The organism is Streptomyces sp. NPDC048481 (assembly GCF_043200075.1).
Taxonomy (GTDB): Bacteria; Actinomycetota; Actinomycetes; order Streptomycetales; family Streptomycetaceae; genus Streptomyces.
The window spans coordinates 140036-165857 of the sequence record NZ_JBICXC010000002.1 but is presented as its reverse complement, the minus strand read 5'-3'; the positions used below and the strand labels follow the sequence as shown (position 1 = coordinate 165857).

Annotated in this window: 23 protein-coding genes; 8 read left to right on the top strand and 15 right to left on the bottom strand. The window is 72.2% G+C overall.

Annotation, left to right across the window (positions count from 1 at the left end; all coding sequences use genetic code 11):
* The first annotated feature begins 74 nt into the window (after positions 1 to 74).
* Positions 75 to 515, top strand: coding sequence for a nickel-type superoxide dismutase maturation protease (sodX, locus tag ACGFSH_RS07010; protein WP_329413484.1), 441 nt, complete (start codon positions 75 to 77; stop codon positions 513 to 515).
* On the opposite strand, the gene ACGFSH_RS07005 is transcribed toward sodX, so the two are convergent.
* The 4 genes from ACGFSH_RS07005 to ACGFSH_RS06990 form a co-directional block, all read right to left on the bottom strand.
* Complete coding sequence (locus ACGFSH_RS07005; RefSeq protein ID WP_393345761.1) at positions 413 to 1048, bottom strand: CGNR zinc finger domain-containing protein; 636 nt, start codon at positions 1046 to 1048, stop codon at positions 413 to 415. The two genes, sodX and ACGFSH_RS07005, sit on opposite strands and share 103 nt — an antisense overlap.
* Positions 1049 to 1246: 198 nt before the next feature.
* The gene (locus ACGFSH_RS07000) at positions 1247 to 2008 is read right to left on the bottom strand and encodes an amino acid ABC transporter ATP-binding protein (RefSeq protein ID WP_329413488.1); all 762 of its coding nucleotides are present in this window, start codon (positions 2006 to 2008) and stop codon (positions 1247 to 1249) included.
* The gene (locus ACGFSH_RS06995) at positions 2005 to 2973 is read right to left on the bottom strand and encodes an amino acid ABC transporter permease (protein ID WP_393345759.1); all 969 of its coding nucleotides are present in this window, start codon (positions 2971 to 2973) and stop codon (positions 2005 to 2007) included. Before ACGFSH_RS06995 ends, ACGFSH_RS07000 begins: the two co-directional genes overlap by 4 nt.
* 39 nt (positions 2974 to 3012) lie before the next feature.
* Positions 3013 to 3975, bottom strand: a complete 963-nt coding sequence (locus tag ACGFSH_RS06990; protein ID WP_393345757.1) for an ABC transporter substrate-binding protein — start codon at positions 3973 to 3975, stop codon at positions 3013 to 3015.
* Between the two features lie 660 nt (positions 3976 to 4635).
* On the opposite strand from ACGFSH_RS06990, the gene ACGFSH_RS06985 reads away from it, so the two are divergent.
* From ACGFSH_RS06985 to ACGFSH_RS06970, 4 genes are all read left to right on the top strand, one after another.
* Positions 4636 to 5865, top strand: coding sequence for an NADP-dependent malic enzyme (locus tag ACGFSH_RS06985; protein WP_393345755.1), 1230 nt, complete (start codon positions 4636 to 4638; stop codon positions 5863 to 5865).
* 183 nt (positions 5866 to 6048) lie between these two features.
* Entirely contained in the window at positions 6049 to 7014 is a 966-nt protein-coding gene (locus ACGFSH_RS06980; RefSeq protein ID WP_393345753.1) for a zinc-binding dehydrogenase, read from the top strand.
* Positions 7015 to 7137: 123 nt separating this feature from the next.
* Positions 7138 to 7347, top strand: coding sequence for an HTH domain-containing protein (locus ACGFSH_RS06975; RefSeq protein WP_329413495.1), 210 nt, complete (start codon positions 7138 to 7140; stop codon positions 7345 to 7347).
* On the top strand, positions 7347 to 7952 hold the full coding sequence (locus ACGFSH_RS06970; protein WP_393345751.1) for a Clp protease N-terminal domain-containing protein: 606 nt from the start codon (positions 7347 to 7349) through the stop codon (positions 7950 to 7952). Before ACGFSH_RS06975 ends, ACGFSH_RS06970 begins: the two co-directional genes overlap by 1 nt.
* Positions 7953 to 8008: 56 nt before the next feature.
* Here ACGFSH_RS06970 and ACGFSH_RS06965 read toward each other — a convergent pair whose 3' ends face one another.
* From ACGFSH_RS06965 to ACGFSH_RS06935, 7 genes are all read right to left on the bottom strand, one after another.
* Positions 8009 to 9202: a helix-turn-helix transcriptional regulator gene (locus ACGFSH_RS06965; RefSeq protein WP_393345749.1), complete on the bottom strand. Its 1194-nt coding sequence runs from the start codon at positions 9200 to 9202 to the stop codon at positions 8009 to 8011.
* A 1-nt stretch (position 9203) separates the two neighbouring features.
* Positions 9204 to 10148, bottom strand: a complete 945-nt coding sequence (locus tag ACGFSH_RS06960) for a DUF4097 domain-containing protein (protein WP_393346927.1) — start codon at positions 10146 to 10148, stop codon at positions 9204 to 9206.
* Between the two features lie 237 nt (positions 10149 to 10385).
* A complete protein-coding gene (locus ACGFSH_RS06955) occupies positions 10386 to 10568 on the bottom strand; it encodes a DUF6104 family protein (protein WP_019058231.1) in 183 nt (60 codons plus the stop codon).
* Positions 10569 to 10834: 266 nt separating this feature from the next.
* On the bottom strand, positions 10835 to 14644 hold the full coding sequence (locus ACGFSH_RS06950) for a multifunctional oxoglutarate decarboxylase/oxoglutarate dehydrogenase thiamine pyrophosphate-binding subunit/dihydrolipoyllysine-residue succinyltransferase subunit (RefSeq protein WP_393345747.1): 3810 nt from the start codon (positions 14642 to 14644) through the stop codon (positions 10835 to 10837).
* A 302-nt stretch (positions 14645 to 14946) separates the two neighbouring features.
* The gene (locus tag ACGFSH_RS06945) at positions 14947 to 16062 is read right to left on the bottom strand and encodes a sensor histidine kinase (protein WP_393345745.1); all 1116 of its coding nucleotides are present in this window, start codon (positions 16060 to 16062) and stop codon (positions 14947 to 14949) included.
* Positions 16059 to 16799, bottom strand: coding sequence for a response regulator transcription factor (locus ACGFSH_RS06940; protein ID WP_109002674.1), 741 nt, complete (start codon positions 16797 to 16799; stop codon positions 16059 to 16061). The genes ACGFSH_RS06945 and ACGFSH_RS06940 overlap by 4 nt, the downstream gene beginning before the upstream one ends.
* A gap of 122 nt (positions 16800 to 16921) precedes the next feature.
* A complete protein-coding gene (locus tag ACGFSH_RS06935; protein ID WP_393345743.1) occupies positions 16922 to 17608 on the bottom strand; it encodes a spermidine synthase in 687 nt (228 codons plus the stop codon).
* A 281-nt stretch (positions 17609 to 17889) separates the two neighbouring features.
* On the opposite strand from ACGFSH_RS06935, the gene ACGFSH_RS06930 reads away from it, so the two are divergent.
* Positions 17890 to 18678 carry a rhomboid-like protein gene (locus ACGFSH_RS06930; protein ID WP_393345741.1) on the top strand — a complete coding sequence of 263 codons (789 nt, stop codon included), beginning with the start codon at positions 17890 to 17892 and terminating at the stop codon, positions 18676 to 18678.
* Between the two features lie 43 nt (positions 18679 to 18721).
* Here the strand turns inward: ACGFSH_RS06930 and ACGFSH_RS06925 are convergent, their stop codons facing one another.
* The 3 genes from ACGFSH_RS06925 to ACGFSH_RS06915 form a co-directional block, all read right to left on the bottom strand.
* Entirely contained in the window at positions 18722 to 19513 is a 792-nt protein-coding gene (locus tag ACGFSH_RS06925; protein ID WP_393345739.1) for a GNAT family N-acetyltransferase, read from the bottom strand.
* Between the two features lie 107 nt (positions 19514 to 19620).
* Positions 19621 to 20649 carry a DUF5954 family protein gene (locus ACGFSH_RS06920; protein ID WP_393345737.1) on the bottom strand — a complete coding sequence of 343 codons (1029 nt, stop codon included), beginning with the start codon at positions 20647 to 20649 and terminating at the stop codon, positions 19621 to 19623.
* Between the two features lie 130 nt (positions 20650 to 20779).
* The gene (locus tag ACGFSH_RS06915; protein ID WP_393345735.1) at positions 20780 to 21436 is read right to left on the bottom strand and encodes a GNAT family N-acetyltransferase; all 657 of its coding nucleotides are present in this window, start codon (positions 21434 to 21436) and stop codon (positions 20780 to 20782) included.
* A gap of 190 nt (positions 21437 to 21626) precedes the next feature.
* On the opposite strand from ACGFSH_RS06915, the gene lon reads away from it, so the two are divergent.
* Both lon and ACGFSH_RS06905 read left to right on the top strand, forming a co-directional pair.
* The gene (gene lon / locus ACGFSH_RS06910) at positions 21627 to 24047 is read left to right on the top strand and encodes an endopeptidase La (protein WP_393345733.1); all 2421 of its coding nucleotides are present in this window, start codon (positions 21627 to 21629) and stop codon (positions 24045 to 24047) included.
* Between the two features lie 155 nt (positions 24048 to 24202).
* Positions 24203 to 24685 carry a MarR family winged helix-turn-helix transcriptional regulator gene (locus tag ACGFSH_RS06905; RefSeq protein ID WP_393345731.1) on the top strand — a complete coding sequence of 161 codons (483 nt, stop codon included), beginning with the start codon at positions 24203 to 24205 and terminating at the stop codon, positions 24683 to 24685.
* Positions 24686 to 24815: 130 nt separating this feature from the next.
* Here ACGFSH_RS06905 and ACGFSH_RS06900 read toward each other — a convergent pair whose 3' ends face one another.
* Complete coding sequence (locus ACGFSH_RS06900) at positions 24816 to 25607, bottom strand: hypothetical protein (protein ID WP_393345729.1); 792 nt, start codon at positions 25605 to 25607, stop codon at positions 24816 to 24818.
* Positions 25608 to 25822: the final 215 nt, after the last annotated feature.

The following is a 25822-nucleotide window of genomic DNA, read 5'->3' as shown; positions in this document are numbered from 1 at the left end:
CCCCCTGGGGCTTAGGACAAAAGTCCGGGGTCAGACTGGGACTGGTGGAGGATCGGACCGGGGAGGTGCCGGGGATGCCGGAACTGTCGCAGGAGGGCGAGCGGGGCAGGGCCGCCGCGCCGTTCGGGCTGGCCGAGGTGACCGGTCCGTCCATGGTGCCCACGCTCCGGCACGGGGACCGGCTGCTGGTGCACTACGGCGCCCGGGTGCGGCCAGGTGACGTGATCGTGCTGCGGCACCCCTTCCAGCAGGACCTGCTGGTCGTCAAGCGGGCCGCCGAGCGCCGGGAGGGCGGGTGGTGGGTCCTCGGGGACAACGCCTTCGCCGGCGGCGACAGCACGGACTACGGCACGGTGCCCGACGAGCTGATCCTCGGCCGGGCGCGGCTGCGCTGGCGTCCGCTCGCGCCGGGTCAGCGCTCGCCGCTGGCGGTGGTGCGCTGGGCGCTGTCGGCGGCCAGGCCGCTGTCGGCGGCGCGGTCGCGGTCGGCCTCCAGGCGCTTGCGGGCGCGGTAGGCGGCGACGTTGGCGCGGGTGGCGCACCGGTCGGAGCAGTAGCGCCGGGAGCGGTTGGTGGAGGTGTCGAGGTAGGCGTTGCGGCAGGGGCTCGCCTCGCACAGGCCCAGCCGGTCGACGCCGTACTCGGTGAGGTGGAAGGCCAGGCCCATGGCGGCGATGGCCGCGTAGCCCGCCGTCGCGTTGGACGGGTGGTCGGCGAGGTGCATGTGCCACAGCGGGCGGCCGTCGTCGTCGCGGAAGTCGTGGCCGGAGATCTGCGGGCTGACCGGGAACTCCAGCAGCAGGGAGTTCAGCAGGTCCACCGCGAGGGTCTCGTCGCCGCCGTCGGCCGCCTCGAAGACCGCCCGCAGCCGGCCGCGGACCGAGCGGAACCGGGTGACGTCCGCCTCGGTGGCCCGGCGGGCGGCCGACTGGTTGCCGCCGAAGAGGCCCCGGACGGCCTCGACGGACGTCAGGGCGTCCTTGCCCCGGGTCGGCTCCTCGCTGTTGACGAGCCGCACGGCATAGTCCGAGTAATAGGCCAGTTCCACGTGTAGTCCTTACGGGGGCGCTCTGTGGTCGGGGTGCGGGAGGAGTAACGGCCGTTGGTGGCTCCAGGGTATTACGCCGATCGGGGCGGGAAGGTGACGACGGACGCGCGCGGGCCGCTCCGGTCGTCCGGCGGGGAAACGAGGAGGGGCGGTACGGAATTCTCCGTACCGCCCCTCCTCGCGTGTGCGCCGGTGCCGCTAGAGCACCTTCGACAGGAACGCCTGCGTCCGCTCGTGCTGCGGGTTGGTCAGCACCTCGCGCGGGTTGCCGGACTCGACGACCACGCCGCCGTCCATGAAGACCAGGCTGTCGCCGACCTCGCGGGCGAAGCCCATCTCGTGGGTGACGACGACCATCGTCATGCCGGACTCGGCGAGGTCGCGCATGACGTCGAGGACGTCGCCGACCAGCTCCGGGTCGAGGGCCGAGGTCGGCTCGTCGAACAGCATCAGCTTGGGGTCCATGGCGAGCGCCCGCGCGATGGCGACGCGCTGCTGCTGGCCGCCGGACAGCTGCGAGGGGTAGTTGCCGGCCTTGTCGGCGAGGCCGACGCGGTCCAGGAGCTCACGCGCCCGCTCCCGGGCCTGGGCCTTGCTGGCGCCCTTGACCTGCACCGGGGCCTCGACGATGTTGTCGAGCGCCGTCATGTGCGGGAACAGGTTGAACCGCTGGAAGACCATGCCGATGTCCCGGCGCTTGAGCGCGACCTCGCTGTCCTTCAGCTCGTACAGCTTGTCGCCCTTCTGGCGGTAGCCCACCAGGTCCCCGTCGACGTACAGCCGGCCGGCGTTGATCTTCTCCAGGTGGTTGATGCACCTGAGGAAGGTCGACTTGCCGGAGCCGGACGGGCCGATGAGGCAGAACACCTCGCCGTTCTTGACCTCCAGGTCGATGCCCTTGAGGACCTCGACCGCGCCGAAGGACTTGTGGACGCCCTCGGCCTTCACCATCGCGGTCATGCCGCACTCCTTTCGCGGCCGATCGAGAGCAGGTTCGCCTTGATCTTCTGGAAGACGGTGGGCGGGAGGCTGCGGCTCGAACCGCGTGCGTAGTAGCGCTCCAGGTAGTACTGGAAGACGCTGAAGACGCTGGTCATGACCAGGTACCAGATGGAGGCGACGAACAGCAGCTCCATCACGGCGAACGACGAGGAGCCGATCACCGAGGTCGAGCGCAGGAGCTCGTTGTACGTCACCACGTACACCAGCGACGAGGTCTTCAGCATGTTGATGAACTCGTTGCCGGTCGGCGGCACGATCACCCGCATGGCCTGCGGGATGACGATCCGGCGCAGCGTCCTGCCGTGGCTCATGCCCAGCGCGTGGGCGGCCTCGGTCTGCCCCTCGTCCACGGCCAGCAGGCCGGCCCGGCAGATCTCGGCCATGTACGCGGCCTCGTTCAGGCCGAGGCCGAGCAGGGCGCACATGAACGGCGTCATGACGTCCGTCATCTCGTCCTTGTAGATCGGACCGAGGTTCAGGACGGGGAAGATCAGCGCCAGGTTGAACCACATCAGCAGCTGCACGTAGACCGGCGTGCCGCGGAAGAACCAGATGTAGACCCAGGCGACCGTGCTGGTCACCGGGTTCTTCGACAGCCGCATCACGGCCAGCAGGACGCCCAGGACGACGCCCAGCACCATGGACAGCACGCTGATCAGCAGCGTGCGCCCGGCGCCCGCGATGACCGTCGAGTCGAACAGCTGGTCGCCGACGGTGTTCCACTGGATGTCGCCGTTCGCGAAGGCGTTGACCAGCAGTGCCAGGAGCGCGAGGACGATGACGGCGCTGACCCAGCGGCCGTAGTGGCGCACCGGGATGGCCTTGATGGCCTCCGGCGGGCCGGCGAACGCCGACGTCTTGGACACCGGCGGGTTGTCCTCGGGTGGTGCACCCGCGGGGGACTTGTCGAACTTGTCAGTCATGGGGACTGCCCTTCGAAGACTTCAGGAGGTGCGGGTGGATCACTTGCCGCCGTTGACCGTGGCGGACTTGATCGCGCCGCTCTCGGCGCCCCACTTCTCCAGCACCTTCTGGTACGAGCCGTCCTTGATGATCGCGTCGACGGCCTCCTTGAGGGCGTCGCGCAGCTGGGTGTTCTTCTTGTCGACGACGATGCCGAACGGAGCGGCCTCGTACTGCTTGTCGAGCACCTCGAAGGTGGCGCCGCCGCCGGCCTTGCGGGCCATGTCCACGGCGACCGGGTAGTCGTTGACGCCGGCCACGGCGCCGCCGGACTTCACGCGGGTCTGGGCCTCGGTGTCGTTCTCGAACGACTCGATCTTGAGGGCCTTCTTGCCGCCGTCGGTGCACTTCTTCGACTGCGTCTGGAGGGCCTCTTCGTAGGTGGTGCCCCGCTGCACGGCGACGGTCTGGCCGCAGAGGTCGTCCAGGGTCTTGATGCCCTTGGGGTTGCCCTTCTTCACGTAGACGGCCGTGCCGGCGGTGAAGTAGTCCACGAAGTCGACGCCCTCGCCGAGCTTCTTGCCCTTGTCGTCCAGGCCTTCCTGGCGCTGCTTGTTGTCCGTGATCGACGACATGGCCACGTTGTAGCGGCCGGTGTTCACGGCCGTGATCAGGGTGTCGAAGCCGCCCGAGGTGAACTGGAACTCGACGCCGAGCTGCTTGCCGAGCGCGGCGGCGATGTCGGGGTCGACGCCCACGATCTTGCCGCCCTCGACGGACTCCATCGGGGCGTATTCGGCGTTGGTGCCGACCTTGATGACGCCCGCCTTCTGGATGTCGGCCGGGAGCTTGGAGAAGAGGGGGGCCTTGCCGGAGCTGCTCGACGCCTCGGAGGAGCTGCCGCCGCTGTTGGTCTGGTCGCCGCAGGCGGAGAGCAGCAAGGCGCCCGCGACCGCGAGAGATCCGACCGCTGCCAGGCGGGTGCGCGCGGCGGTCGTGTGACGGGTGGTGCGTGCGGTCATGGTGGGTTCCTCCGGCGGATGGATGGAGATGCCGATGGCTCGACAAATGCCGATGGGTCGACGAGAACACAGACCTTCGGGTGTCGCGACCTCGTGTGATTACGGCATCTTGCCATTCGGACGACGCCATTCAGGGGGCCAGCCATGTCAAAATCGGATAACGGGCGACCCCCGAACCGCATCAGTCCGGTACATCACGACCGGACGGAGCCGGACCATCTGCGGGAATCTCCCGTTCCGGCCGAAAGATCTTCGGTTCCTCCCATGATGTGATCACCCGACCTCTGTCCCGTTGTCGCCCCGTCCCACGTCAAGGCCGTGTCAAGCGTCGCCAAGGACCGGTAAGGGATGTCAAAGGCTTGTCAAGGGTTTTCCGGGTTCCGGGCGGGTCCTCGCGCATGAGCCGTGTCACTCAAGGTGATCTCTGTCGAAGGTCCACAGCTCCGGTGATGTGACCTTGCACCGAATGGACTCGTCGGCTGTGGTCTCCGTCCGGTAAGAAGGTTTTTTACACCCCTCATCCGGGGCTCAGGGCGCGTGTGCGGCGCGCCCGACGCCAGGCGCCCGTTCGCATCACCTCAGGGCCCTGTGCGATGCCCGCCCACTTCTCAATCAGGAGTGGCCACCCTCAAACCATGCAGACCTAAGGGGTACGACACAGTGGCAGCGGAGATCGTCAATCCTCGCAGCGAGAACGCCGACCAGACGGGCCGGGAGGGCGGTGCGGAGCCCCTCGACTCGTTCGACCCGGTGTTCGCGCTGCACCGAGGCGGAAAGATGGCCGTGCAGGCCACCGTCCCGGTCCGCGACAAGGACGACCTGTCCCTCGCTTACACCCCCGGCGTCGCGCGCGTGTGCACCGCGATCGCGGAACAGCCGGACCTGGTGAACGACTACACCTGGAAGTCGTCCGTCGTCGCCGTCGTGACCGACGGCACGGCGGTGCTCGGACTCGGGGACATCGGCCCCGAGGCGTCCCTCCCCGTGATGGAGGGCAAGGCCATCCTCTTCAAGCAGTTCGGCGGCGTGGACGCGGTTCCGATCGCGCTCGCCTGCACGGACGTGGAGGAGATCATCGAGACGGTGGTGCGTCTGGCGCCCTCGTTCGGCGGAGTGAACCTGGAGGACATCTCGGCGCCGCGGTGCTTCGAGATCGAGCGCCGCCTCCAGGACGCCCTCGACATCCCGGTCTTCCACGACGACCAGCACGGCACCGCCATCGTCACGCTGGCGGCGCTGCGCAACGCGGCCCGGCTGAGCGGACGCGGCATCGGCGAGCTGCGGGCGGTCATCTCGGGCGCCGGCGCGGCCGGTGTCGCCATCGCCAGGATGCTGGTCGAGGCCGGCATCGGGGACGTCGCGGTCGCGGACCGCAAGGGCGTCGTCTCGGCGGAGCGGCAGGACCTGACCGACGTCAAGCGCGAGCTGGCCTCCTTCACGAACAAGGCGGGGCTGACCGGCTCGCTGGAGAGCGCGCTCGCGGGCGCCGACGTCTTCATCGGCGTCTCGGGCGGCACCGTGTCCGAGGAGGCGGTGGCCTCGATGGCGAAGGGCGCGTTCGTCTTCGCCATGGCCAACCCGACCCCGGAGGTGCACCCGGAGGTCGCCCACAAGTACGCGGCGGTCGTCGCGACCGGGCGGTCGGACTTCCCGAACCAGATCAACAACGTGCTGGCGTTCCCCGGGATCTTCGCCGGCGCGTTGCAGGTGCGGGCGTCCCGGATCACCGAGGGCATGAAGCTCGCCGCCGCCGAGGCGCTGGCGGGCGTCGTCGGCGACGATCTCGCGGCTGACTACGTGATCCCGTCGCCGTTCGACGAGCGGGTCGCCCCCGCCGTGACGGCGGCGGTCGCCGCGGCCGCCCGTGCGGAGGGCGTCGCCCGCCGCTGACGCACACCCCGAATGGTCCCGTCCGCGAGGGCGGGACCATTCCTTTGCCCGCCGACCGGCCCGTTCGGGTGACGGCGCCCGGCGCCCGGTCGCGACGACCGCCGAACGAGCCGAGCGCAAGAGGGTGTGTCTCACAGTCCCGTCCGGTTTCGTTCGACGGCGCCGGACCCTAGGGTCGGGATCATGTTCGCCGCCTACGCCGCCCGAATCGACCGCGACCAGCCGCTTTCCGGCCTGGAGTTGGGGGAGCGCCCGGCCCCCGAGGCCCGTCCCGGCTGGAGCGTCGTCGACGTCCGGGCCGCTTCCCTCAACCACCACGATCTCTGGTCGCTCAAGGGCGTCGGTCTTCCGGAGGGCCGGCTGCCGATGATCCTCGGCTGCGACGCCGCCGGTGTCGACGCGGACGGCAACGAGGTCGTCCTGCACTCCGTGATCGGGCAGACCGGGCACGGCGTCGGGCCCGACGAGCCGCGCTCCATCCTCACCGAGCGGTACCAGGGCACCTTCGCCGAGCAGGTCGCCGTGCCCACCTGGAACGTCCTGCCCAAGCCGAAGGAGCTCTCCTTCGCGGAGGCCGCCTGTCTGCCCACGGCCTGGCTGACGGCGTACCGCATGCTGTTCACCAACGCGGGCGTGCGCCCCGGCGACTCCGTTCTCGTCCAGGGCGCCGGCGGCGGGGTCGCCACGGCGGCCATCGTGCTGGGCAAGGCGGCCGGGCTGCGGGTCTTCGCCACCAGCAGGGACGAGGCCAAGCGCAAGCGGGCGCTGGAGCTGGGCGCGGTCGAGGCCGTGGAGCCCGGCGCCCGGCTGCCGCAGCGGGTGGACGCCGTCATCGAGACCGTCGGCGCGGCCACCTGGTCGCACTCGGTGAAGTCGCTGCGGCCCGGCGGCACGCTCGTCATCTCCGGCGCGACCAGCGGCGACGCCCCTTCGCACGCCGAGCTGACCCGGGTCTTCTTCCTGGAGCTGAAGATCGTCGGCTCCACCATGGGCTCCAGGGGCGAGCTGGAGGACCTGCTCTCTTTCTGCGCCCTCACCGGCGTCCGGCCCGTCATCGACGAGGTGCTCCCGCTCGACCGGGCCCGCGAGGGCTTCGAGCGGCTCGCGGCCGGCGAGCAGTTCGGCAAGATCGTGCTCACCAACGGCTGACGTCCCGCCGGTGGTCCGGCGTGCGCGGTCGCGGGGCGGGTCCGGGGTTCCGGACCCGCCCTTTTCGCACCCGTCATGTCAACCATGGTTGACGGGAGCCTGTTGTCAACGTAGGTTGACGTCATGACCGAAGCAACGGATCTCGCCGAGCGGGCCGGTGACCGCGATCCACGGGTGGGGCTGCGCGCCGTCGCGGCACTGCGCCGGCTGCTGGAGCAGCTGGAGGCGGTGCAGGTGCGCAGCGCACGCAACCAGGGCTGGTCGTGGCAGGAGATCGCCGCGGAACTCGGGGTCACCAGGCAGGCCGTGCACAAGAAGTACGGGAGGCAATGATGTTCGAGCGATTCACGAAGGACGCGCGCGCCGTGGTGCGGTCGGCGGCGGCGCACGCCGAACGGGCGGGTGCGCAGCGGGTGGAGGAGACGCATGTGCTGCTGGCCCTCCTCGACGGGGAGACGGGCCGCGGCTCGTTCGCGCTGACCTCGCTCGGGCTGCCGCCGGGCGGACGCGGGGACGTCGTACGGGACCTGGGCGAGGTGCGCCGCCGGGGAGGTCTCTCCCGGGCCGACGCCGACGCCCTGTCGGGGCTGGGCATCGACGTCGGCGAGATCGTCTCGCGGGTGGAGGAGGCGCACGGGGAGGGCGCGCTGGCGGCCGAGGGCCGGCCGGGTCCGGGCGCGCGCCTCTTCGGCGGGCGGCCTTTCGACCGCGGCGCCAGGGAGCTGCTCACGGACACGCTGCGCATCGCCCTCGCCCGGCGCGAGCGGCAGATCGGCGCCGAGCATCTGCTGCTCGCCCTCACCGCCCGCCGCGGCGTCCCCTCGGAGGTCCTCGCCGACCACGGCGTCACCTACACCGCCCTCACCCGCGTGCTGTACGGCGACGGGGGTCGGCACGGGGGCGAGGGCGAGGGAGGCGTCACCGCCGTGGCCGGCTGAGAGGCCGGCCGGGGGCGGAGGGCAGGGGCCGGGGGCCCGTCGAGGCGGGCTCCCGCTCAGGGGTTGGGGTTGCGGAGCACCACGCCGATGTGGGCCGCCGCCGTCGACAGATGACGGCGGGCCTCGCGGAGCTGTCCGGCGGTGACGCCGTGGTCGCGGGCCGCGTCGCGGATGTCGTCGCGGAAGCGGTCGAGGAGGCGGTCCAGGTCACGGGCGGGCTCGCCGCCGAGGTCCTCGTGGGCCCAGGCCGGCTCGTACTCGGCGGGGAAGTCCTCCGGGGTGCGGACGTACTCCGCAGCGGCGTCCGCCGAGGTCTCCGTGGATCCGGCCGCCTTCGTGAACGAAGGGCCCGGCGACGAAGCCTGCGACGAAGGGGACTCGGGTGAAGAGGACGGGGCCGGAGGGGTCTGTGCGGACGACGCCGGGCCCGTGGAGCCGGGGCGGCCGAAGCCGAAGTCCCTGCCGTACTCGCGCCCGAAATCCTTGCCGAACTCGCCGAACTCCTTGGCGAGTTCCGTCAGGCCCTCGCGGACGCCCGTCGGCCAGTCGCCCCTGGTGAAGTGGTCCTGGACCTGTTCCTGCACCCGGCGCGCTATGCGCTGGACCTCTTCCTGGGCCTGGGAACGCGCCCGGTCCTGCGCCTCCTTGGCCTGGCGGCGGGCCCGCTGGGCCTCCTCGCGGGCCCGGCGGCTCTCGTCCTTGGCCCGGCGGGCCTGCTCCTTCCACTCCTGCTTGACGCGACGCATCTCCTCCTTGGCGGCCCGCCACGCCTCCCGGTCCCCGAACTCGCCGAACTCCCCGAATTCGCCGGGGCCCCCGGGCTCGCCGCGGTCCGCCGCACCCGCGCCCGTGCCTGTGCCCTTGCGGGCCTGGGACGCCGCCGCCCGCATCTCGCGCCGCAGATCGCCCGCCGCGCCGCGCACGTCGGCCCTGATCTCCGCGGCCAGCTCGGCGACCGACTCGCGGATCTCCAGCTCCAGGTCCGCCAGCTCGCCGCTGCGGTCGGCCAGTTCGGCCCGGCCCGCGTCGGTGATGGCGTACACCTTGCGGCCGCCCTCGGTGGTGTGGGTGACCAGGCCCTCGGCCTCCAGCTTGGCCAGCCGCGGGTACACGGTGCCGGCCGACGGCGCGTACAGCCCCTGGAAGCGCTCCTCCAGGAGGCGGATCACCTCGTAGCCGTGGCGCGGCGCTTCGTCCAGGAGTTTCAGCAGGTAGAGGCGCAGGCGGCCATGGGCGAAGACGGGAGGCATCTCAGAGCACCTTCTTGTCGGTCGTGCCGTCGGCCGGGGCGCCGGAGGCGTTCTCGCCGCCGGGTCCGCGATCGGCGTCGTCGCGTGGGCCGGGGCGTGGGCCGGACCGCTCTTCGCCCCGCGCGTCGGTGTGCGGCTCGTCCGCCGCGGGCCTGCGCAGCAGGGCGATCGAGCCGGAGACCGTGGTGGCCTTCAGGCTGCCGTTGCCCGCGCCCAGCCGGCCGGTGATGCGCTTGGCGCCCCACTGCCCGCTGACCCGTAGATCCTCGAAGGCGTTGGAGACCGAGCCGCTCGCGGTGTTCGCCTCCACCCGGGCGTCGGCCGGATGGGGCAGCCTGATGGCGATCTCGCCCGAGACGCTGGTCAGGTTGATTCCGGCGGGCCGGCCGGTCGGGTCCAGGTCGACGATCATCGAACCGCTGACGGAGTCGGCCTTCACGGAGGAGCCCGCCTCGACCACGGTCAGGTCGCCGGAGACGGAGTTGAAGCGCAGGTCGCCGGTGAGGGCCTGGGCGTCCACGTTTCCCGAGACGGTGTCCGCGCGCACCGGCCCCGCGAGCCGCACCAGAGTCGTGTCGCCGTTGACGCCCTTCACGTCGGCCGGGCCGTCGATGCCCGAGAGCACCGCGCCGGCGCTCACCACGCCCACCTCCACGCGGGTGCCGGCCGGCACGGCGAGCGAGACGACGGCGCTGCGCCGCCAGCCCTTGCGGTCGAGCCACTTGAGGAAGCCCTTCCAGGGCAGATCCTCGTAGGCCACCGTCAGGTTCCCGTCACGATGGCTCACCACCAGGGGCGGCCCCTCGATGCGGGACACCTCCAGGCGGGCCGTTCTCTCGTCGGTGCCCACCACGTTCACGGTGCCGTCGACGATGCGCACGTGCAGCTCGCGCACGGGCTCGTCGAAGGAGAGTTTCCTCGGCTCGGCGACGGACCACTCGGACATGGTGCGGACCTCCTCCACGATGGTGACACGACACGCCATATCGCGTCTCCCGGAAAACACGATATATCGCGGAGTCCGAAAGTCAAGCCGCCCGATCCGGCGAGCGACTCCCGCCCCATGGGCGACTCCCGGAACGCGAAGAGGGGCGTCTTTCGACGCCCCTCCGTGCCCGGCCGCGCTGGACGGCCCCCGTCGCCGGCCGGATGGTGTCCGGCTGTCCGTCGGTCCGCGCGTCGCCTACTCGTCGTCCTCGTCGTCGTCCAGCCGCGCCAGCCACGTCGCCAGGCGCTCCACCGGTACCTCGAAGTCCGGATTCAGGTCGACGAACGTCCGCAGCTGCTCGGCGAGCCACTCGAAGGTGACCTCCTCCTCGCCGCGCCGCTTCTCGAGTTCCTCGATTCCGCGATCGGTGAAGTACATGGATCGTGCTCCGTGGGTGGGTCGCAGGGACAGGGTTCCCCTCTCGGGGGAGGGCCCCTCGGTCCTGTGAGGGAGGAAAGGGCCGCTCTCCGGTGCGGAGGGGACAGGAAAAGGATAGGCGCGCGGGGGGACGCGGAAGCGGGGGAGTGCCGTGAGCGGCGAGGACGCCGAACCCCGGGCCGTCCGGCGGCGGCCCCGCACGCGGAAGGGTCCGTGCCCCGGAAGCCTCTCCGGGGCACGGACCCTTCGCCGTGGCGTGGCCGGGACTACGCCTCGAACACCTCACGCACCAGCTGCTCCTGCTCCGCCTGGTGACGCTTGGCCGAGCCGACCGCCGGGGACGAGCCGTGCGGGCGCGAGATGCGGCGCAGGCGCTCGCCGTGCGGCACGTCCGCGCCGACCGCGAGGTCCAGGTGGTCGATCAGGTTCAGGGCGATGAACGGCCAGGCGCCCTGGTTGGCCGGCTCCTCCTGGGCCCACAGGTACTTCTCGGCGTTGGGGTACTTGTTGACCTCGGCCTGGACCTCCGCGCCGGGCAGCGGGTACAGCCGCTCCAGCCGGATGATCGCCGTGTCCGTGACCCCGCGCTTCTGACGCTCGGCGTCCAGGTCGTAGTAGACCTTGCCCGCGCAGAAGACGACCTTCTTGACCGCGTTCGGGTCCACCGAGGCGTCGCCGATGACCGGGCGGAACTGGCCCGAGGTGAACTCCTCCGCCTTCGACGCGGCGGCCTTCAGGCGCAGCATCGACTTCGGCGTGAAGACCACCAGCGGCTTGTGGTGCGGGTTGTGCACCTGCCACCGCAGGAGGTGGAAGTAGTTCGACGGCAGCGTGGGCATCGCGACCGTCATGTTGTTCTGCGCGCACAACTGGAGGAAGCGCTCGACGCGGGCCGAGGAGTGGTCCGGGCCCTGGCCCTCGTAGCCGTGCGGCAGCAGCAGGGTGACGCCGGACGTCTGGCCCCACTTCTGCTCGGCGGCCGAGATGTACTCGTCGACGACCGTCTGCGCGCCGTTGACGAAGTCGCCGAACTGCGCCTCCCACATCACGAGCGCGTCCGGGCGGGCCAGCGAGTAGCCGTACTCGAAGCCCATGACCGCGTACTCGGACAGCAGCGAGTTGTAGACGTTGTAGCGCGCCTGCTCGTCGGCGAGGTACTGGAGCGGGGTGTGCTCCTCGCCGGTCTCGCGGTCGATGAGGACCGCGTGCCGCTGGCCGAAGGTGCCGCGCTGCGAGTCCTGGCCGGACAGCCGGACCGGGGTGCCCTCCAGGAGCAGGGAGCCCACCGCGAGCGTCTCGCCCATGCCCCAGTCGATCGTCCCGTCCTCCACCATCGTGGCGCGGCGCTGCAGCTGGGGCAGCAGACGCGGGTGCACGTGGAAGTAGTCGGGGATGTTGACCTGGGACTCGGCGATGCGCTTGACGACCTCCGTGGAGATCGCGGTGTTCACGGCGACCGGGAACTCGGCCTGCGGGTCCGACACCGGGCCGGCGCTCGGCTGGGCGGTGACGGCCTCGCGGACCTCCGTGAAGACCTTCTCCAGCTGGCCCTGGTAGTCCTGGAGCGCCTGCTCGGCCTCTTCCAGGGTGATGTCGCCGCGACCGATGAGGGACTCGGTGTACAGCTTGCGCACCGAGCGCTTCTTGTCGATCAGGTCGTACATCAGCGGCTGGGTGAAGGCCGGGTTGTCCGACTCGTTGTGACCGCGGCGGCGGTAGCAGATGAGGTCGATCACCACGTCCTTGTTGAACGCCTGGCGGAACTCGAACGCCAGACGCGCGACGCGCACCACGGCCTCCGGGTCGTCGCCGTTCACGTGGAAGATCGGGGCCTCGATCATGCGGGCCACGTCGGTGGCGTACATCGACGAGCGCGAGGACTCCGGGGCGGCCGTGAAGCCGACCTGGTTGTTGATGACGATGTGGACCGTGCCGCCGGTGCGGTAGCCGCGCAGCTGCGACATGTTCAGGGTCTCGGCCACCACGCCCTGGCCCGCGAAGGCCGCGTCGCCGTGCAGGGCGACCGGCAGGACCGTGAAGTCCGAGCCGCCCTTGTTGATGATGTCCTGCTTGGCGCGGGCGATGCCCTCGATGACCGGGTCGACCGTCTCCAGGTGGGAGGGGTTCGCGGCCAGCGACACCTTGATCTGCTCGCCGTCCAGGCCCGTGAAGGTCCCCTCGGCGCCCAGGTGGTACTTGACGTCGCCGGAGCCGTGCATCGACTTCGGGTCGAGGTTGCCCTCGAACTCGCGGAAGATCTGCGCGTACGACTTGCCGACGATGTTGGCGAGGACGTTGAGGCGGCCGCGGTGGGCCATGCCGATGACGACCTCGTCCAGGCGGGACTCGGCGGCCGAGTCCAGCACCGCGTCGAGCAGCGGGATGACGGACTCGCCGCCCTCCAGCGAGAAGCGCTTCTGGCCGACGTACTTCGTCTGCAGGAACGTCTCGAAGGCCTCCGCCGCGTTCAGCCGGCGCAGGATGCGCAGCTGCTCCTCGCGCTCCGGCTTGGTGTGCGGGCGCTCGATGCGGTCCTGGATCCAGCGGCGCTGCTTGGGGTCCTGGATGTGCATGAACTCGACGCCGGTCGTGCGGCAGTACGAGTCGCGCAGCACGCCGAGGATGTCGCGCAGCTTCATCAGGGACTTGCCGGAGAAGCCGCCGACGGCGAACTCGCGCTCCAGGTCCCACAGGGTGAGCCCGTGCTCGGTGATGTCGAGGTCGGGGTGCTTGCGCTGGCGGTACTCCAGCGGGTCGGTGTCGGCCATGACGTGGCCGCGGACCCGGTAGGAGTGGATCAGCTCGAAGACGCGGGCGGCCTTGGTGACGTCGTCGTCGTGGCTGGCGTCGATGTCCTTGAGCCAGCGGACCGGCTCGTAGGGGATGCGCAGCGCCTCGAAGATCTCGTCGAAGAAGCCGTTCTCGCCGAGGAGGAGGTTCGCGACGATCCGCAGGAACTCGCCGGAGGCCGCGCCCTGGATGACCCGGTGGTCGTAGGTCGACGTGAGCGTCATGACCTTCGAGATGCCGAGCTTGTTCAGGGTGTCCTGGCTGGTGCCCTGGAACTCCGCCGGGTAGTCCATGGAGCCGACGCCCATGATGACCGACTGGCCGGGCATCAGGCGCGGCACGGAGTGCACGGTGCCGAGGCCGCCGGGGTTGGTCAGGGAGACCGTGACACCGGTGAAGTCGTCCATCGTCAGCTTGCCGTCGCGGGCGCGGCGGACGATGTCCTCGTAGGCCTGCCAGAACTCGAAGAAGTTCAGCGTCTCGGCCTTCTTGATGCCGGCGACGACGAGCTGGCGGTCGCCGTTGGGCTTCACCAGGTCGATGGCCAGGCCGAAGTTGACGTGCGGCGGCTTGACGAGGGTGGGCTTCCCGTCCTTCTCCGCGTAGTGCCAGTTCATCGACGGCATGGCCTTGATGGCCTGCACCATCGCGAAGCCGATCAGGTGCGTGAAGGAGATCTTCCCGCCCCGGGCGCGCTTGAGGTGGTTGTTGATGACGATGCGGTTGTCGAACAGCAGCTTCACCGGGACCGCGCGCACGGACGTGGCCGTGGGCAGCTCCAGCGAGGCGTTCATGTTCTTGGCGACCGCGGCGGACGGACCGCGCAGCGTCACGAACTCGGGGCCCTCGGGGGAGGCGGGCGCCGCGGCGGCGGGCGCGGGCTTCGCGGCGGCGGCCGGCCGGGAGGCGGGAGCCGCCTTCGCCGGAGCCGGAGCGGCGGCCGCGGGCTTCGCGGCGGCCGGCGCGGGAGCCGGGGCGGCGGGGGCCGCGGCGGCGGGCGCCGGGGGGGCGGGAGCGGCCGGGGCGGCGGGAGCCGCGGGCGCGGTGGTGGTCGCTGCGGCCCCCGCGGCCGCAGTACCCGCCGGAGCCGAGGGAGCGGCCGCTCCTGGCTTGTAGTCGGCGAAGAAGTCCCACCAGGCGCGGTCTACCGAATTCGGGTCCTGGAGGTACTGCTGATAGATCTCGTCGACGAGCCACTCGTTCGGCCCGAACGCGGCAGCGGGGTTCTTGCCCGCTTGGTCTGCGTCGGTCGAGATGCTGGAGTTACTGGGGGACTGTGGCGACACGGCGGCAACCGCCCTCTTCCGCTTCACAAGGTGATGGACAGCGGGAATAAAGGCTACGCCCCCTGGAGGGGGAAGGTCAGGCCGGGCCCGTCCATCGTCGTGTAAGTCACATCGCGGAGCGTGTTTCGGGGGTGAAAATGGCGGGAAACAAGCGCGGTTGTGCGTCACCGGGTACGCGTGGGGCCGGGCGTCGCACGCCGAACGCGCGCACCCCGGCCGACCTGCGCCGGTGTCCCGCCGGATGCCACGTGTCCGGCTTCCCGGACACACGTGGATCTTGAGGTTCCGGTGCGAACTTTACGTCAACTTTGAACGGACGACTCTCCCGGAAGAGTGATAAGAATCCGGCAGCCCCGCTCGGATTCGGCCACTCCGATCCGGCCTCCGTGGAGATCGACCGCCCAGCGGGCGATCGCCAGTCCCAGCCCCGTCCCGCCGTCGCTGCCCGGCCCGTGCGGCCGGCGGACGGCCCCCCGGTTGAACCGCTCGAACACGCGGTGCCACTCCGAGCGCGGAATGCCGGGCCCCTCGTCCAGGACCTCCAGCTCCAGCGACTCCGGCAGGGCCCCGCGCCGGGCCTTCACCGTCACCCGTCCGTGCGGCGGGCTGTGCTTGACCGCGTTGTCGATCAGGTTGGCGACGACCTGGTGGATGCGCTCCGGGTCCGCGTGCGCGGTCAGCTCCGGAGGGGTGACGTCCAGGTGCAGATGGACGTCCGTACGGGTGTGGCTGCCTCCCGAGCCCATCGTGGCGCGGGCCGAGGCGACCATGTTGGCCTCCTTCAGCACGCCCGACAGGTACGGCCACACCTCGAAGCGCCGCTTGCGCAGCGGCACCACGCCGTTGTCGAGCCGGGACAGGTCCAGGAGCGTCTCCACGAGCCGTCCGAGCCGCTCGGTCTGCTTCAGGGCCGTGCGCATCGTCTCGGTGTCCGCCTCGGCGATGCCGTCGACGACGTTCTCCAGGACGGCGCGCAGACCCGCGATGGGGGTGCGCAGCTCGTGCGAGACGTTGGCCACCAGCTCCTTGCGGTGCCGGTCCTGCGCCTCCAGCTCGTCCGCCATGACGTTGATCGTCTGCGCGAGGTCGCCCAGCTCGTCACGGCGGTTCTCGCTCACCCGGCGGGTGTAGTCGCCGTGCGAGATGGACCGGGCCACCGTGTTCATCTCACCCAGGGGCGCGGTGAGCGAATGCGCCACGAACTGCGTGATCAGCAGGGTGGCGATCATCGAGAAGACCGTGATGAAGCGCAGCTCCGTCTTGGTGTGCACCGCGATCATCGACAGACCGGTGGTGATCAGCACCGAGATGACGACCAGCGCACCCAGCTTGGTCTTGATCGAGAACGGGCGCACGCCGCCCCAGGGCGCACCGGCTCCGGGGGCGGGGCTTCTCGGTCCGTCCGGCCCGCGGCTCATGGCGTCGGGGTCTCCAGGGCGTAGCCGACGCCGTGCACCGTGCGGATCCGCTCGGCGCCGATCTTCCGCCGCAGCGCCTTGATGTGGCTGTCGACCGTACGGGTGCCGGAGGCGTCCGCCCAGTCCCACACCTCGGCCAGCAGCTGCTCGCGCGAAAGCACCGCGCGCGGGGTGTTCGCCAGGCAGACCAGCAGGTCGAACTCGGTGGGCGTGAGGTGCACGTCCTCCGAGCGCACCCGCACCCGGCGCTGCGCGTGGTCGATCTCCAGCTCGCCGAGCCGCAGGATCCCGCTGCGCGGCGTCGTCGCCGCGATCGCGGCCCGCTCCACCCGGCGCAGCAGCACGTGCACGCGTGCCGCCAGCTCCCGCATCGAGAAGGGCTTGGTCATGTAGTCGTCGGCGCCCACGCCGAGCCCGACCAGCATGTCGGTCTCGTCGTCGCGCGCGGTGAGCATCATGACCGGCACCGGGCGGGCGGCCTGCACGCGACGGCAGACCTCCAGGCCGTCGAAGCCGGGCAGCATGATGTCGAGGATCAGCAGGTCGGGCTGCCAGGCCTCTGCCGTGTCGACGGCCGCCGGACCGTCGCCCGCCGTTTGCACGAGGAATCCCTCGGCGCGCAGGCGGGCGGCGATGGCGTCGACGATCGTCGGGTCGTCCTCGACGACCAGGACGCGCCGCTGCGCGCCCGGAGTCGCCGTCGCCGCGGTGTTGTGTGCGGTGTGTGTCTGCTCCATCGCCCGCCCCTGAGTGTGCTTTCCGGAACCAGTGGGGTGGTCCCTTGATTGCGCATGACTGCGGTTGACGCGTAAATGATCGGCGTCAGGGATGCAGCGTACGGGGAGTCACCGCGGCTTTGCTATCCAGGTCGGACGGCGAGATGCACCACGTCCGGCACGCCTCGGGCAACCGGGATCTCTTCGGTACGCACCCGCTGGAACCCGGCATTCCCCAAGGTTCCCTCGAATTCCGGAGAGGGCCGGGCCGACCACACCGCCAGTGCCCCGCCCGGTCTCAACACCCGCGCGCAGCCCGCGAGTCCGGACGCCGAGTAGAGGCTGTCGTTGCCCTCGGTGACGGTCCAGCCGGGCCCGTTGTCGATGTCCAGGCAGACCGCGTCGAACGTGTCGCATGTCTCATTGACGAAGTCGAGCAGATCCGCTTCGACGACCTTCGTCCGCGGGTCGGCCAGGGCCGGACCGGAGACGGCGGCCAACGGGCCGTCCCGGTGCCAGTCGATGACGGCGCGCTCGCGCTCCACGACCGTGACGGCGCCCCAGCGGGGGTCGGCGGCGGCGTGCGCGAGGGAGAAGCCGACGCCCAGTCCGCCGATCAGCAGGGCGGGGGCGGGGCGGTCGTCCAGCGCGTCGCGGGCCGCGTCGACGAGCAGCCGCTCCGAGCGGCCGTCCGAAGTGTCCATCAGAAAGCAGCCGTTGGCGATGATCTGGAGCAACTCCCCGTGCCGGCGCAGCACCACCTCGCCGTAGGGGCCCTCGCGGCGGTCCAGGACCTCCGGCGCGTCGGGGATGTCGTACGGGATGGCCATCGGCCCATCCTGGCAGTTCCCCGGCCGGTTGTCGGGGGAATTCCGTGCGCCGGGGACGACGTGCCACGCGCGAACCTCAGGCCGCCGTACGGGGGGTGAGGGAAGGACAGGAGAGGCGGGGGAGCGGGACGGCGGAAGGAAGACGGAAGGACGGGAGACGCTTGGGAGGCGGACGGGAGAAATCTCAGAGGTTCCTGTGAATCGGCGTGCACGTGGCGTCGGTCACAGACAGCGGGTGGCCGGGCCGCGAAAGGTGGGGGAAACGGAAGGAGCGCCACTCAGTGGAACGCACGGCCTCCCCCACGAGCCCGCCCCCGCCGGACGCCGGGCCGTCCGACGGCTCCGGGTTCCTGGACGGCATCCCCGCCCAGCGCACCCCGCCGTGCGCCACGCCGGCCCCCAGGACGAGCCCCGGCCCCCGCCTCGGGCCCCGCTCCGGCCGCCGGATCCCGGTCCCGGTGCCCTTCACCCTGGGCTACGCGGCCGTCCTCGCCGTCACCTCGTATCTCGCGGAGCATCTCGACCCCGCTCTCGTGCACGTCCTGCTCCAGGGCTCCAGCACCGACGTGGCGCATCTGGCGCAGTCGCCGGCGACGGTGCTCGCCGCGAGCGCGCTGTGGGTGGCGGGCGGCTTCGCGTCGCCCTTCACGCTCGCCTTCCTGGTCGTCCTGACCGCGCTGGAACGGCGCGTCGGCGGCGCCCGCACGGCCGTCGTCTTCCTGCTGGGGCACATCCTGGCCACCCTCGCGACCGAGGTGCCGGTCGGGCTGGCCGTCCTGGCCGGGCGGCTGCCCGACAGCTCGCTGCACCGCCTCGACTACGGCATCAGCTTCGGCGTCGCCGCCTGCGTGGGCGCGCTCGCGGGCCTGCTGCGGCCATGGCTGGGGCTGCCCCTGCTCGCCGCCTTCGGCGCGATGCTGCTCCAGGACCTGCTCGCCTTCACCGACCCCATGACCGGCTGGGGGCACCTGCTCGCGCTGGCGACGGGCGTCGCCCTCCGGCCCTGGGTGCGCCGCTGGGACCTCGCCCGCCCGACCCCCGCCGCACCCGTCGCACCGGCCGGTCCCTGACCCCGCCCCTTCACCGCCCCTTACGCCGCCGCGCGATCGCCGTTCAGGGCGTCCACAGGTACGGCGTCAACGTGGTCAGGGCGCGGAAGCCCATTGCGCGCAGCAAGGGCGCGCTGTCGGCCGAGGCGTCCACGTGGACGTACGGGACGCCGCGTTCGGCCGCGTGGGAGAGGCGCGCGGCGACGGACGCCCGGTACAGGCCTCGGCCCCGCCATCCGGCGAGGGTCGCGCCACCCAGCAGCGTCGCGAACCGGGTGCCTGGGCGCACCGACAGCCAGGCGGCCGAGATCATCGCGCCGTCCGACTCCGCCGCCAGGACGACGGTGTCGTGCGGGGCGGAGGCGAGCCGCGCGATCAGGTCGTCGCCGAGGCGGCTCAGATCCAGCCCCCAGACGGCGGACTGCAGCGCCGCGACGGCCCGCAGGTCGGCCTCGGCGGTCAGCCGGCGCAGCGTCACGCCCGGCGGCAGCGACGGCCCGGCCCCGGGTGCGGCGGTGTCCGCGACGACCGCGGCCAGGACCGTCTCCGGGCGGCCCGGCGCGAAGCCGGCCGCGCGGAGCCGGTCGGGCAGGCCGGCCGGGAGGTCGTGGCCGCGAAGCCGCCATTCCACCGCCTCGCCGCGCGCGCCGAAGAAGTCCTGCTGGCGGGCGATCAGCTCGTCCAGCTCGCTGCCGCTCAGCCCAAGCTCGCGGGGCGCGGTCAGCAGGGCCCGCACCGGGCCGGCGAAGCGGGTCAGTGGTCCGTCGGGGGCGTGCAGGACAGCGGTGGGCGGGGCGCCCCGCAACTCGTCGTCGTAGGCCGCGAGCAGGGTCGGCGTGATCGACGCGTCCGTCATGCCCGGGGACGCTACGCCACGCCGGGGGACGACGACGGGCGGTCGCCGTACCCGGCGGGCCCCGTGACCGCACGGGGCGGCGTCACCCGCCCCGCGCCGCGCCGCGGTCAGTCGTCGTACTGGACGGTGCCGTTCTCGTGCAGGGTCGGGTGGAGTTTCATGGGGCCGTACTCGTCGAGGTCCGACGGGCGGGGCGGTTCGGGGCCGTCCGGGCCCAGACGGACCATCCGCTCCACGCGGCAGATCCGGAACACCCGGCCCTCCACGCTCGCCTCGTCGGCCCGGCCGGCGCTGCGGAACGCCTCCGCGGCCCGTGCGTACAGCGCCTTCTTACGCTCGTCGAAGCGGTACAGCATGGCCCACACGCGGGCCATCCCCTCGTACAGCGAACGGCGTGCCTCGTGGGGCGTGGCCGCGAGGGAGCCGCACGGGGTCCAGCCCGACTCGTCCCGTTCGGCCACCGAGAAGCCGACCGGCAGCCGGACCACGTCCGGGTGCGTGCGGGCCGCCCGCGCGGAGTCGGCGCGCACGTCGGCGGGGAACCGGCCTCCCCTGTAGACGAAGTCGCGCAGCCCGAGGCACAGCGCGCCCGCCATCGGCCCCTCGTCCCGGTCGGGGTCGAGTGCGAAGTCCACGTCCGGGGACGGGACGGCGCACGGCTCCTCCCACGACGGGTCCAGGGCCTCCGGGTCGGTGGGCCGGGGCGGCTCCAGGCCGTCGTCGCCGGTGCGGGCGAACTCGTCGCCGCGCACCACCCGGTAGCGCACCCCCAGCGCCTCCACCTCGTCGGCCGGGGCCCGTTCCAGCACGGCGACGGCCGCCAGCAGGTCGCGCCGGGCGGCCGGATCGCCCGTGCCGTCCTTGGCAAGGAACCACAGGTGCGAGTTGAGCCCGTCCCTGGCCTGCTGGGGCATCCCGTCGGCCACCGGCTTCAGCAGCCGCCAGCACGGCTTCGGCGTCTGCGGGGTCTGCGGGTCCAGCCGGGCGACGCCGAAGACGGGACCGCGCAGCGCGATGTGCGGATAACGCCGGGACGCCTCCACGGCGTCCGCCTCCATCACCCAGGCGACCGGGTCGTCCCGGCGGACCAGCTCCGCGTGAAGGGCGTCCAGGCGTCGCTTCCAGTCATCGGTCATACGCGCATTGTGGTCGGCTCGCGGGACGGTACGGGGCGAATGCCGGAAGTGGGCGGGGTACGGGCAGGGGGCGCGGGGGGCGTGTCCCGTCGTGCGGCCCCCCGGGATGCGCCCCCACGGCCGCCGGGCGTCACCCTTGTGCGGCGCCCGTGAACTTCGCGCTGGTCAGCGAGGACTCGACGCGCCACCCCAGGGACTCGTACAGTGCCCGCCCCTGCAGGGTCGCGCCCAGGACGCCGGTCCGGGCGCCCTGCTCGGCCGCCGCGCGGTGCAGGGTCCGCATCACGAGGGCGCCCAGACCGCGCCGGCGGTGCCCGGGGGCGGTCTCCACCTGGTCGACGACCGCCGTGGCGCCGGTCGCGGCGATCTGCCCGCGCGCTGCCAGGGAGCCGTCCGGGGCGGCGACCATCGTGCGTGTGACACCGCCGCGCGACCAGGTGCGGGTCCGGTAGCCCTCCGGGGCGGCGCCGGGCGGGGCGTCGGGGAGCGGGGCCGTCATCAGGAAGCCGGGCTCGGGGTCGATCCACCAGCCGGGGCCGAGCCACGGTCCGGCCACGGCCGGATCGGCGAACGCCTTCAGCCAGACGCCGGCCCCGGTCACCGTGCCCGCGACCTCGCGGACCGTCGCCTCCTTCAGCGCCTCGCCGGTGTCGCCGAACACGTGGCGGGTGACGTGCCCGGCGCCCGCTCCCACGTCGACGGTCCAGCCCCAGGGTTCGGCCGCGGGTGGCGCCGCCCCGCGCGAGACGACCCACCCGTCCACCCAAGCCCGGACGAAACGATCCACGACGACCCCCTGACGGCGACTGTGTAAGTGGCAGAATGGCTGTGTGCCCATTACCCGAGACCGTATGTCCCGGGCGGGCCGCCGCGACAGTCTTGATCGCCCACAGCGAACGCCCGGGAACGTGGGGAACATTCGCAGGCTCATGTGCATTGAGTCGGCATAGCTCAACTTGACTGCCGAAGGGGAGATCATGGCATCGACGTCCGCTCCGCTCACCCTGCCCGTGCTGCCTCTCGATGACGAGGTCGTGCTCCCCGGCATGGTGGTTCCGCTGGACCTCAACGACACCGACGTGCGCGCCGCGGTCGAGGCCGCACAGGCCGCCGCCCGATCGGAACCGGGCAAGCCGCGCGTCCTGTTGGTGCCACGCGTCGACGGCACGTACGCGAGCACCGGCGTGCTCGGCACCGTCGAACAGGTCGGCCGGCTGGCCGACGGCGACCCGGGCGCGCTCATCCGCGGCCGCGGCCGCGTGAAGATCGGCGCCGGCACCACCGGCCCCGGCGCCGCGCTGTGGGTGGAGGGGACGACGGTCGACCAGAGCGTCCCCGATCCCCTGCCCGGCCATGTCGCCGAACTCGTCAAGGAGTACAAGGCGCTCGCCACCGCCTGGCTGCGCAAGCGCGGCGCCTGGCAGATCGTCGACCGCGTCCAGGCCATCGACGACGTCTCCGCGCTCGCCGACAACTCCGGTTACTCGCCGTTCCTGACCACCGACCAGAAGGTGGAGCTCCTGGAGACGGCCGACCCGGTGGCCCGCCTGAAGCTCGCCACCCAGCAGCTGCGCGACCACCTCGCCGAACAGGACGTCGCCGAGACCATCGCCAAGGACGTCCAGGAAGGCGTCGACAAGCAGCAGCGCGAGTTCCTGCTGCGCCGCCAGCTCGAAGCCGTCCGCAAGGAACTGCGCGACCTCAACGGCGACGGCAAGGACCCGGCCGAGGAGTCCGACGACTACCGCGCCCGCGTCGAGGCCGCCGACCTGCCCGAGAAGGTCCGCGAGGCGGCCCTCAAGGAGGTCGACAAGCTGGAGCGCTCCAGCGACCAGTCGCCCGAGGGCTCCTGGATCCGCACCTGGCTGGACACCGTCCTCGAACTGCCGTGGAACGACCGCACCGAGGACGCCTACGACATCCAGGGCGCCCGGAGCGTCCTCGACGCCGAGCACGCGGGCCTGGACGACGTGAAGGAGCGCATCACCGAGTACCTGGCCGTGCGCAAGCGCCGCAGCGCCCGCGGTCTCGGGGTCGTCGGCGGCCGGCGCGGCGGCGCGGTGCTGGCCCTCGTCGGCCCGCCCGGCGTCGGCAAGACCTCGCTCGGCGAGTCCGTCGCCCACGCCATGGGCCGCAAGTTCGTCCGCGTCGCCCTCGGCGGCGTCCGCGACGAGGCCGAGATCCGCGGCCACCGCCGCACCTACGTCGGCGCGCTGCCCGGCCGCATCGTCCGGGCGATCAAGGAGGCCGGGTCGATGAACCCGGTGGTCCTGCTCGACGAGATCGACAAGGTGGGCTCCGACTTCCGGGGCGATCCGGCGGCCGCCCTCCTCGAAGTGCTCGACCCGGCGCAGAACCACACCTTCCGCGACCACTACCTGGAGGTCGAGCTCGACCTGTCGGACGTGGTGTTCCTCGCCACCGCCAACGTGCTCGAAGCCATCCCCGAGGCCCTGCTCGACCGCATGGAGCTGGTCCGCCTCGACGGCTACACCGAGGACGAGAAGGTCGTCATCGCCCGTGACCACCTGCTCCCGCGCCAGCTGGAGCGGGCCGGCCTGGACCCGGAGGAGGTCGCGCTGGAGGAGGGCGCGCTGCGCAAGCTGGCCGGCGAGTACACCCGCGAGGCCGGCGTGCGCACCCTGGAGCGGTCCCTCGCCCGGCTGCTGCGCAAGGTCGCGGCCCAGCACGAGCTGGGCGAGCGGGACCTGCCCTTCACCGTCGGCGAGGAGGACCTGCGCGCGCTGATCGGACGGCCGCACCACGTGCCCGAGTCCGCCCAGGACCCGGCCGAGCGCCGGACCGCCGTCCCCGGGGTCGCCACCGGCCTCGCGGTCACCGGCGCCGGCGGCGACGTCCTGTACGTCGAGGCGTCACTGGCCGACCCGGAGACGGGCGCGGCGGGCCTGACCCTGACCGGTCAGCTCGGCGACGTGATGAAGGAGTCGGCGCAGATCGCGCTCAGCTTCCTGCGCAGCCACGGGGCCGAGCTGGAACTGCCCGTAGGCGACCTCAAGGACCGGGGCGTGCACATCCACTTCCCGGCGGGCGCGGTCCCCAAGGACGGCCCGAGCGCCGGCGTCACCATGACGACGGCCCTCGCGTCCCTGCTGTCCGGCCGGCTCGTCCGCACGGACGTGGCGATGACCGGCGAGGTCTCCCTCACCGGCCGGGTGCTGCCCATCGGCGGGGTGAAGCAGAAGCTGCTGGCCGCGCACCGGGCCGGAGTCACCACCGTGATCATCCCCAAGCGCAACGAGCCCGACCTGGACGACGTCCCCGCGGAGGTGCTGGACAAGCTCGACGTCCACGCCGTGACCGACGTCCGGCAGGTCCTGGAGCTGGCGCTCGCGCCCGCGGTGAACGGCGCGGCGCCGGAGGTTCCCGTGGCGGCGTGACGGACGGCGCGGGACGGCGCGGCCCGGGTCCCGTGAGGGAGGCCCGGGCCTTCGCCGTGCCCGGGACACGGCCCTGGGAAGCGCCTCCGGTCTGTGCCTGGGGAATACTTGAGCGCTGCGCGACCGCGGCGACCGGTGAGATCAGGGGTGCTGACGTGCACGAGGACACGAACGACGACCGACGGCCGTCGCGCGGTGTGGAGCAGGGCGACCGGGAGTTCCTCTCCCTGGAGCGGGAGCTGACGGTGCTGCTGCGCCGCGCCCGCGCCAGCCAGGGGGAGATGGCCCGCGAGGTCCATCCGGACCTGGAGTCCGCCGCCTACGGACTCCTCGTCCGGCTGGAGGAGTGCGGCCGGCAGCGCGCCACGGAACTCGCCGCCTACATCGGCGTCGGCAAGGCCACCATGTCCCGCCAGCTGCGGGCCCTCGAACAGCTCGGCCTGGTCGCGCGGGCGCCGGACCCGGCGGACGGCCGCGCCTGGCTGGTCGACCTCACCGAGGAGGGCCGCCGCCGGGTCGGCCGGGTCCGGGAGGCCCGCCGCGAGCGGTACGTCAGCCGCTTCTCCCACTGGGACCGCGCCGAAGTCGCCGAACTGGCCCGGCTGCTGCACGAGCTGAACCGGGGCATGGAGAAGTGATCCCGGCCGGTGCCGCCGCCCGGCAGCCCGAACGTGCGGCGACGGCCAGGTACCCGGACACCCGGGCATACGGGCGGTTCAGGGGTGCGGGTGGTGCGGGCTGCTCAGGCGGGGCAGGCGGGGCGGGCGGTCACAGCTCCGCGTAGATCACCGTCGCGTCGTCGTGGGTCTTCGCCCGTGCCAGGCGGGGGCGGCCGGCGTCGGCGTCCGCGCGTTCGTGGCGCCGGACCCGTTCCACCAGGGACCGGGTGCCCTCCTCGCGGACCACGGCGAGCAGGTCGGGCCAGCCGCCCTCGCCGAACAGCTCGGTCCAGCGGGCGGCGCCGTCCGAGAGCGCGGCCAGCGAGGCCACCTCGGGCCGCGGCACCGCGCCCGTCACCGCGCGGGCGGCCACCGAGGGGTCGGCCGCGGCCGTGAAGAACCCGCCCTCCTTGTTGCGCAGGGTGGAGTCCACGGCGTCGGCGCTGCGCAGCAGGGCGCGCGGCAGCCTCGCGAGCCGGTCGTCGCGCACGGCGCGGACCCGGCCGTCGGGGGACGCCAGCAGCAGCGTCGCGTCGCACAGGACCAGGTACTCGACCCGCTGCGGTGACCAGCGCGCGAGGGCCACGGTGGCCTGCGGCGTGCGCGGGTGAGAAAGGTCACAGGTTCCCGCGTGGGCCTCGGCGGTGCGCGCGATGGCGAGGGCGAGCGTCTCGGCCAGCGGAACATCCGGGAGCGAAACGGTCAGTTCGGTCAGCGCGCCGCCGAGCCGTGCGGTGAACCAGGGAACGGGATGCAGACAGCCCGCGCCGTCCCGCGGCGGCGTCACGCCGTCCAGCAGGACGAGCGAACCGCCCTGTCCGGAGGCGGGAAGCCCGACCGCGGCGAAGTCCTCGTTGGGGCGGGCCGGATCGCCGCCGTCCGACATGAGTTCCGTGCGCATCCGGCCAGTCTGCACGACCCCTTCACAGCCTTCGCGAAAGACCGGCACCGTTCCCCGAACGGGCGCGCCGCCGCAGGTCAGACGCCTGTTTTGGGTGGGAATGAAGCACTCCGGGAAGGCGTGGCGGCGAATACTGCCAAAGCCCGCCGCCCACGTCCAACCGGCCTGCCGCGCACGGGCGTCGCGCCCGCCACGGGAACTTGCCCGTCAACTCC

Excerpts from the sequence above, each read along its gene's own strand:
- sodX (WP_329413484.1), top strand. The coding sequence starts at position 75 with ATGCCGGAACTGTCGCAGGAGGGCGAGCGGGGCAGGGCCGCCGCGCCG.
- ACGFSH_RS07000 (WP_329413488.1), bottom strand. The coding sequence starts at position 2,008 with ATGACCGCGATGGTGAAGGCCGAGGGCGTCCACAAGTCCTTCGGCGCG.
- ACGFSH_RS06995 (WP_393345759.1), bottom strand. The coding sequence starts at position 2,973 with ATGACTGACAAGTTCGACAAGTCCCCCGCGGGTGCACCACCCGAGGAC.
- ACGFSH_RS06990 (WP_393345757.1), bottom strand. The coding sequence starts at position 3,975 with ATGACCGCACGCACCACCCGTCACACGACCGCCGCGCGCACCCGCCTG.
- ACGFSH_RS06980 (WP_393345753.1), top strand. The coding sequence starts at position 6,049 with ATGTTCGCCGCCTACGCCGCCCGAATCGACCGCGACCAGCCGCTTTCC.
- ACGFSH_RS06975 (WP_329413495.1), top strand. The coding sequence starts at position 7,138 with ATGACCGAAGCAACGGATCTCGCCGAGCGGGCCGGTGACCGCGATCCA.
- ACGFSH_RS06970 (WP_393345751.1), top strand. The coding sequence starts at position 7,347 with ATGTTCGAGCGATTCACGAAGGACGCGCGCGCCGTGGTGCGGTCGGCG.
- ACGFSH_RS06965 (WP_393345749.1), bottom strand. The coding sequence starts at position 9,202 with ATGCCTCCCGTCTTCGCCCATGGCCGCCTGCGCCTCTACCTGCTGAAA.
- ACGFSH_RS06960 (WP_393346927.1), bottom strand. The coding sequence starts at position 10,148 with ATGTCCGAGTGGTCCGTCGCCGAGCCGAGGAAACTCTCCTTCGACGAG.
- ACGFSH_RS06955 (WP_019058231.1), bottom strand. The coding sequence starts at position 10,568 with ATGTACTTCACCGATCGCGGAATCGAGGAACTCGAGAAGCGGCGCGGC.
- ACGFSH_RS06945 (WP_393345745.1), bottom strand. The coding sequence starts at position 16,062 with ATGAGCCGCGGGCCGGACGGACCGAGAAGCCCCGCCCCCGGAGCCGGT.
- ACGFSH_RS06940 (WP_109002674.1), bottom strand. The coding sequence starts at position 16,799 with ATGGAGCAGACACACACCGCACACAACACCGCGGCGACGGCGACTCCG.
- ACGFSH_RS06935 (WP_393345743.1), bottom strand. The coding sequence starts at position 17,608 with ATGGCCATCCCGTACGACATCCCCGACGCGCCGGAGGTCCTGGACCGC.
- ACGFSH_RS06925 (WP_393345739.1), bottom strand. The coding sequence starts at position 19,513 with ATGACGGACGCGTCGATCACGCCGACCCTGCTCGCGGCCTACGACGAC.
- ACGFSH_RS06920 (WP_393345737.1), bottom strand. The coding sequence starts at position 20,649 with ATGACCGATGACTGGAAGCGACGCCTGGACGCCCTTCACGCGGAGCTG.
- lon (WP_393345733.1), top strand. The coding sequence starts at position 21,627 with ATGGCATCGACGTCCGCTCCGCTCACCCTGCCCGTGCTGCCTCTCGAT.
- ACGFSH_RS06900 (WP_393345729.1), bottom strand. The coding sequence starts at position 25,607 with ATGCGCACGGAACTCATGTCGGACGGCGGCGATCCGGCCCGCCCCAAC.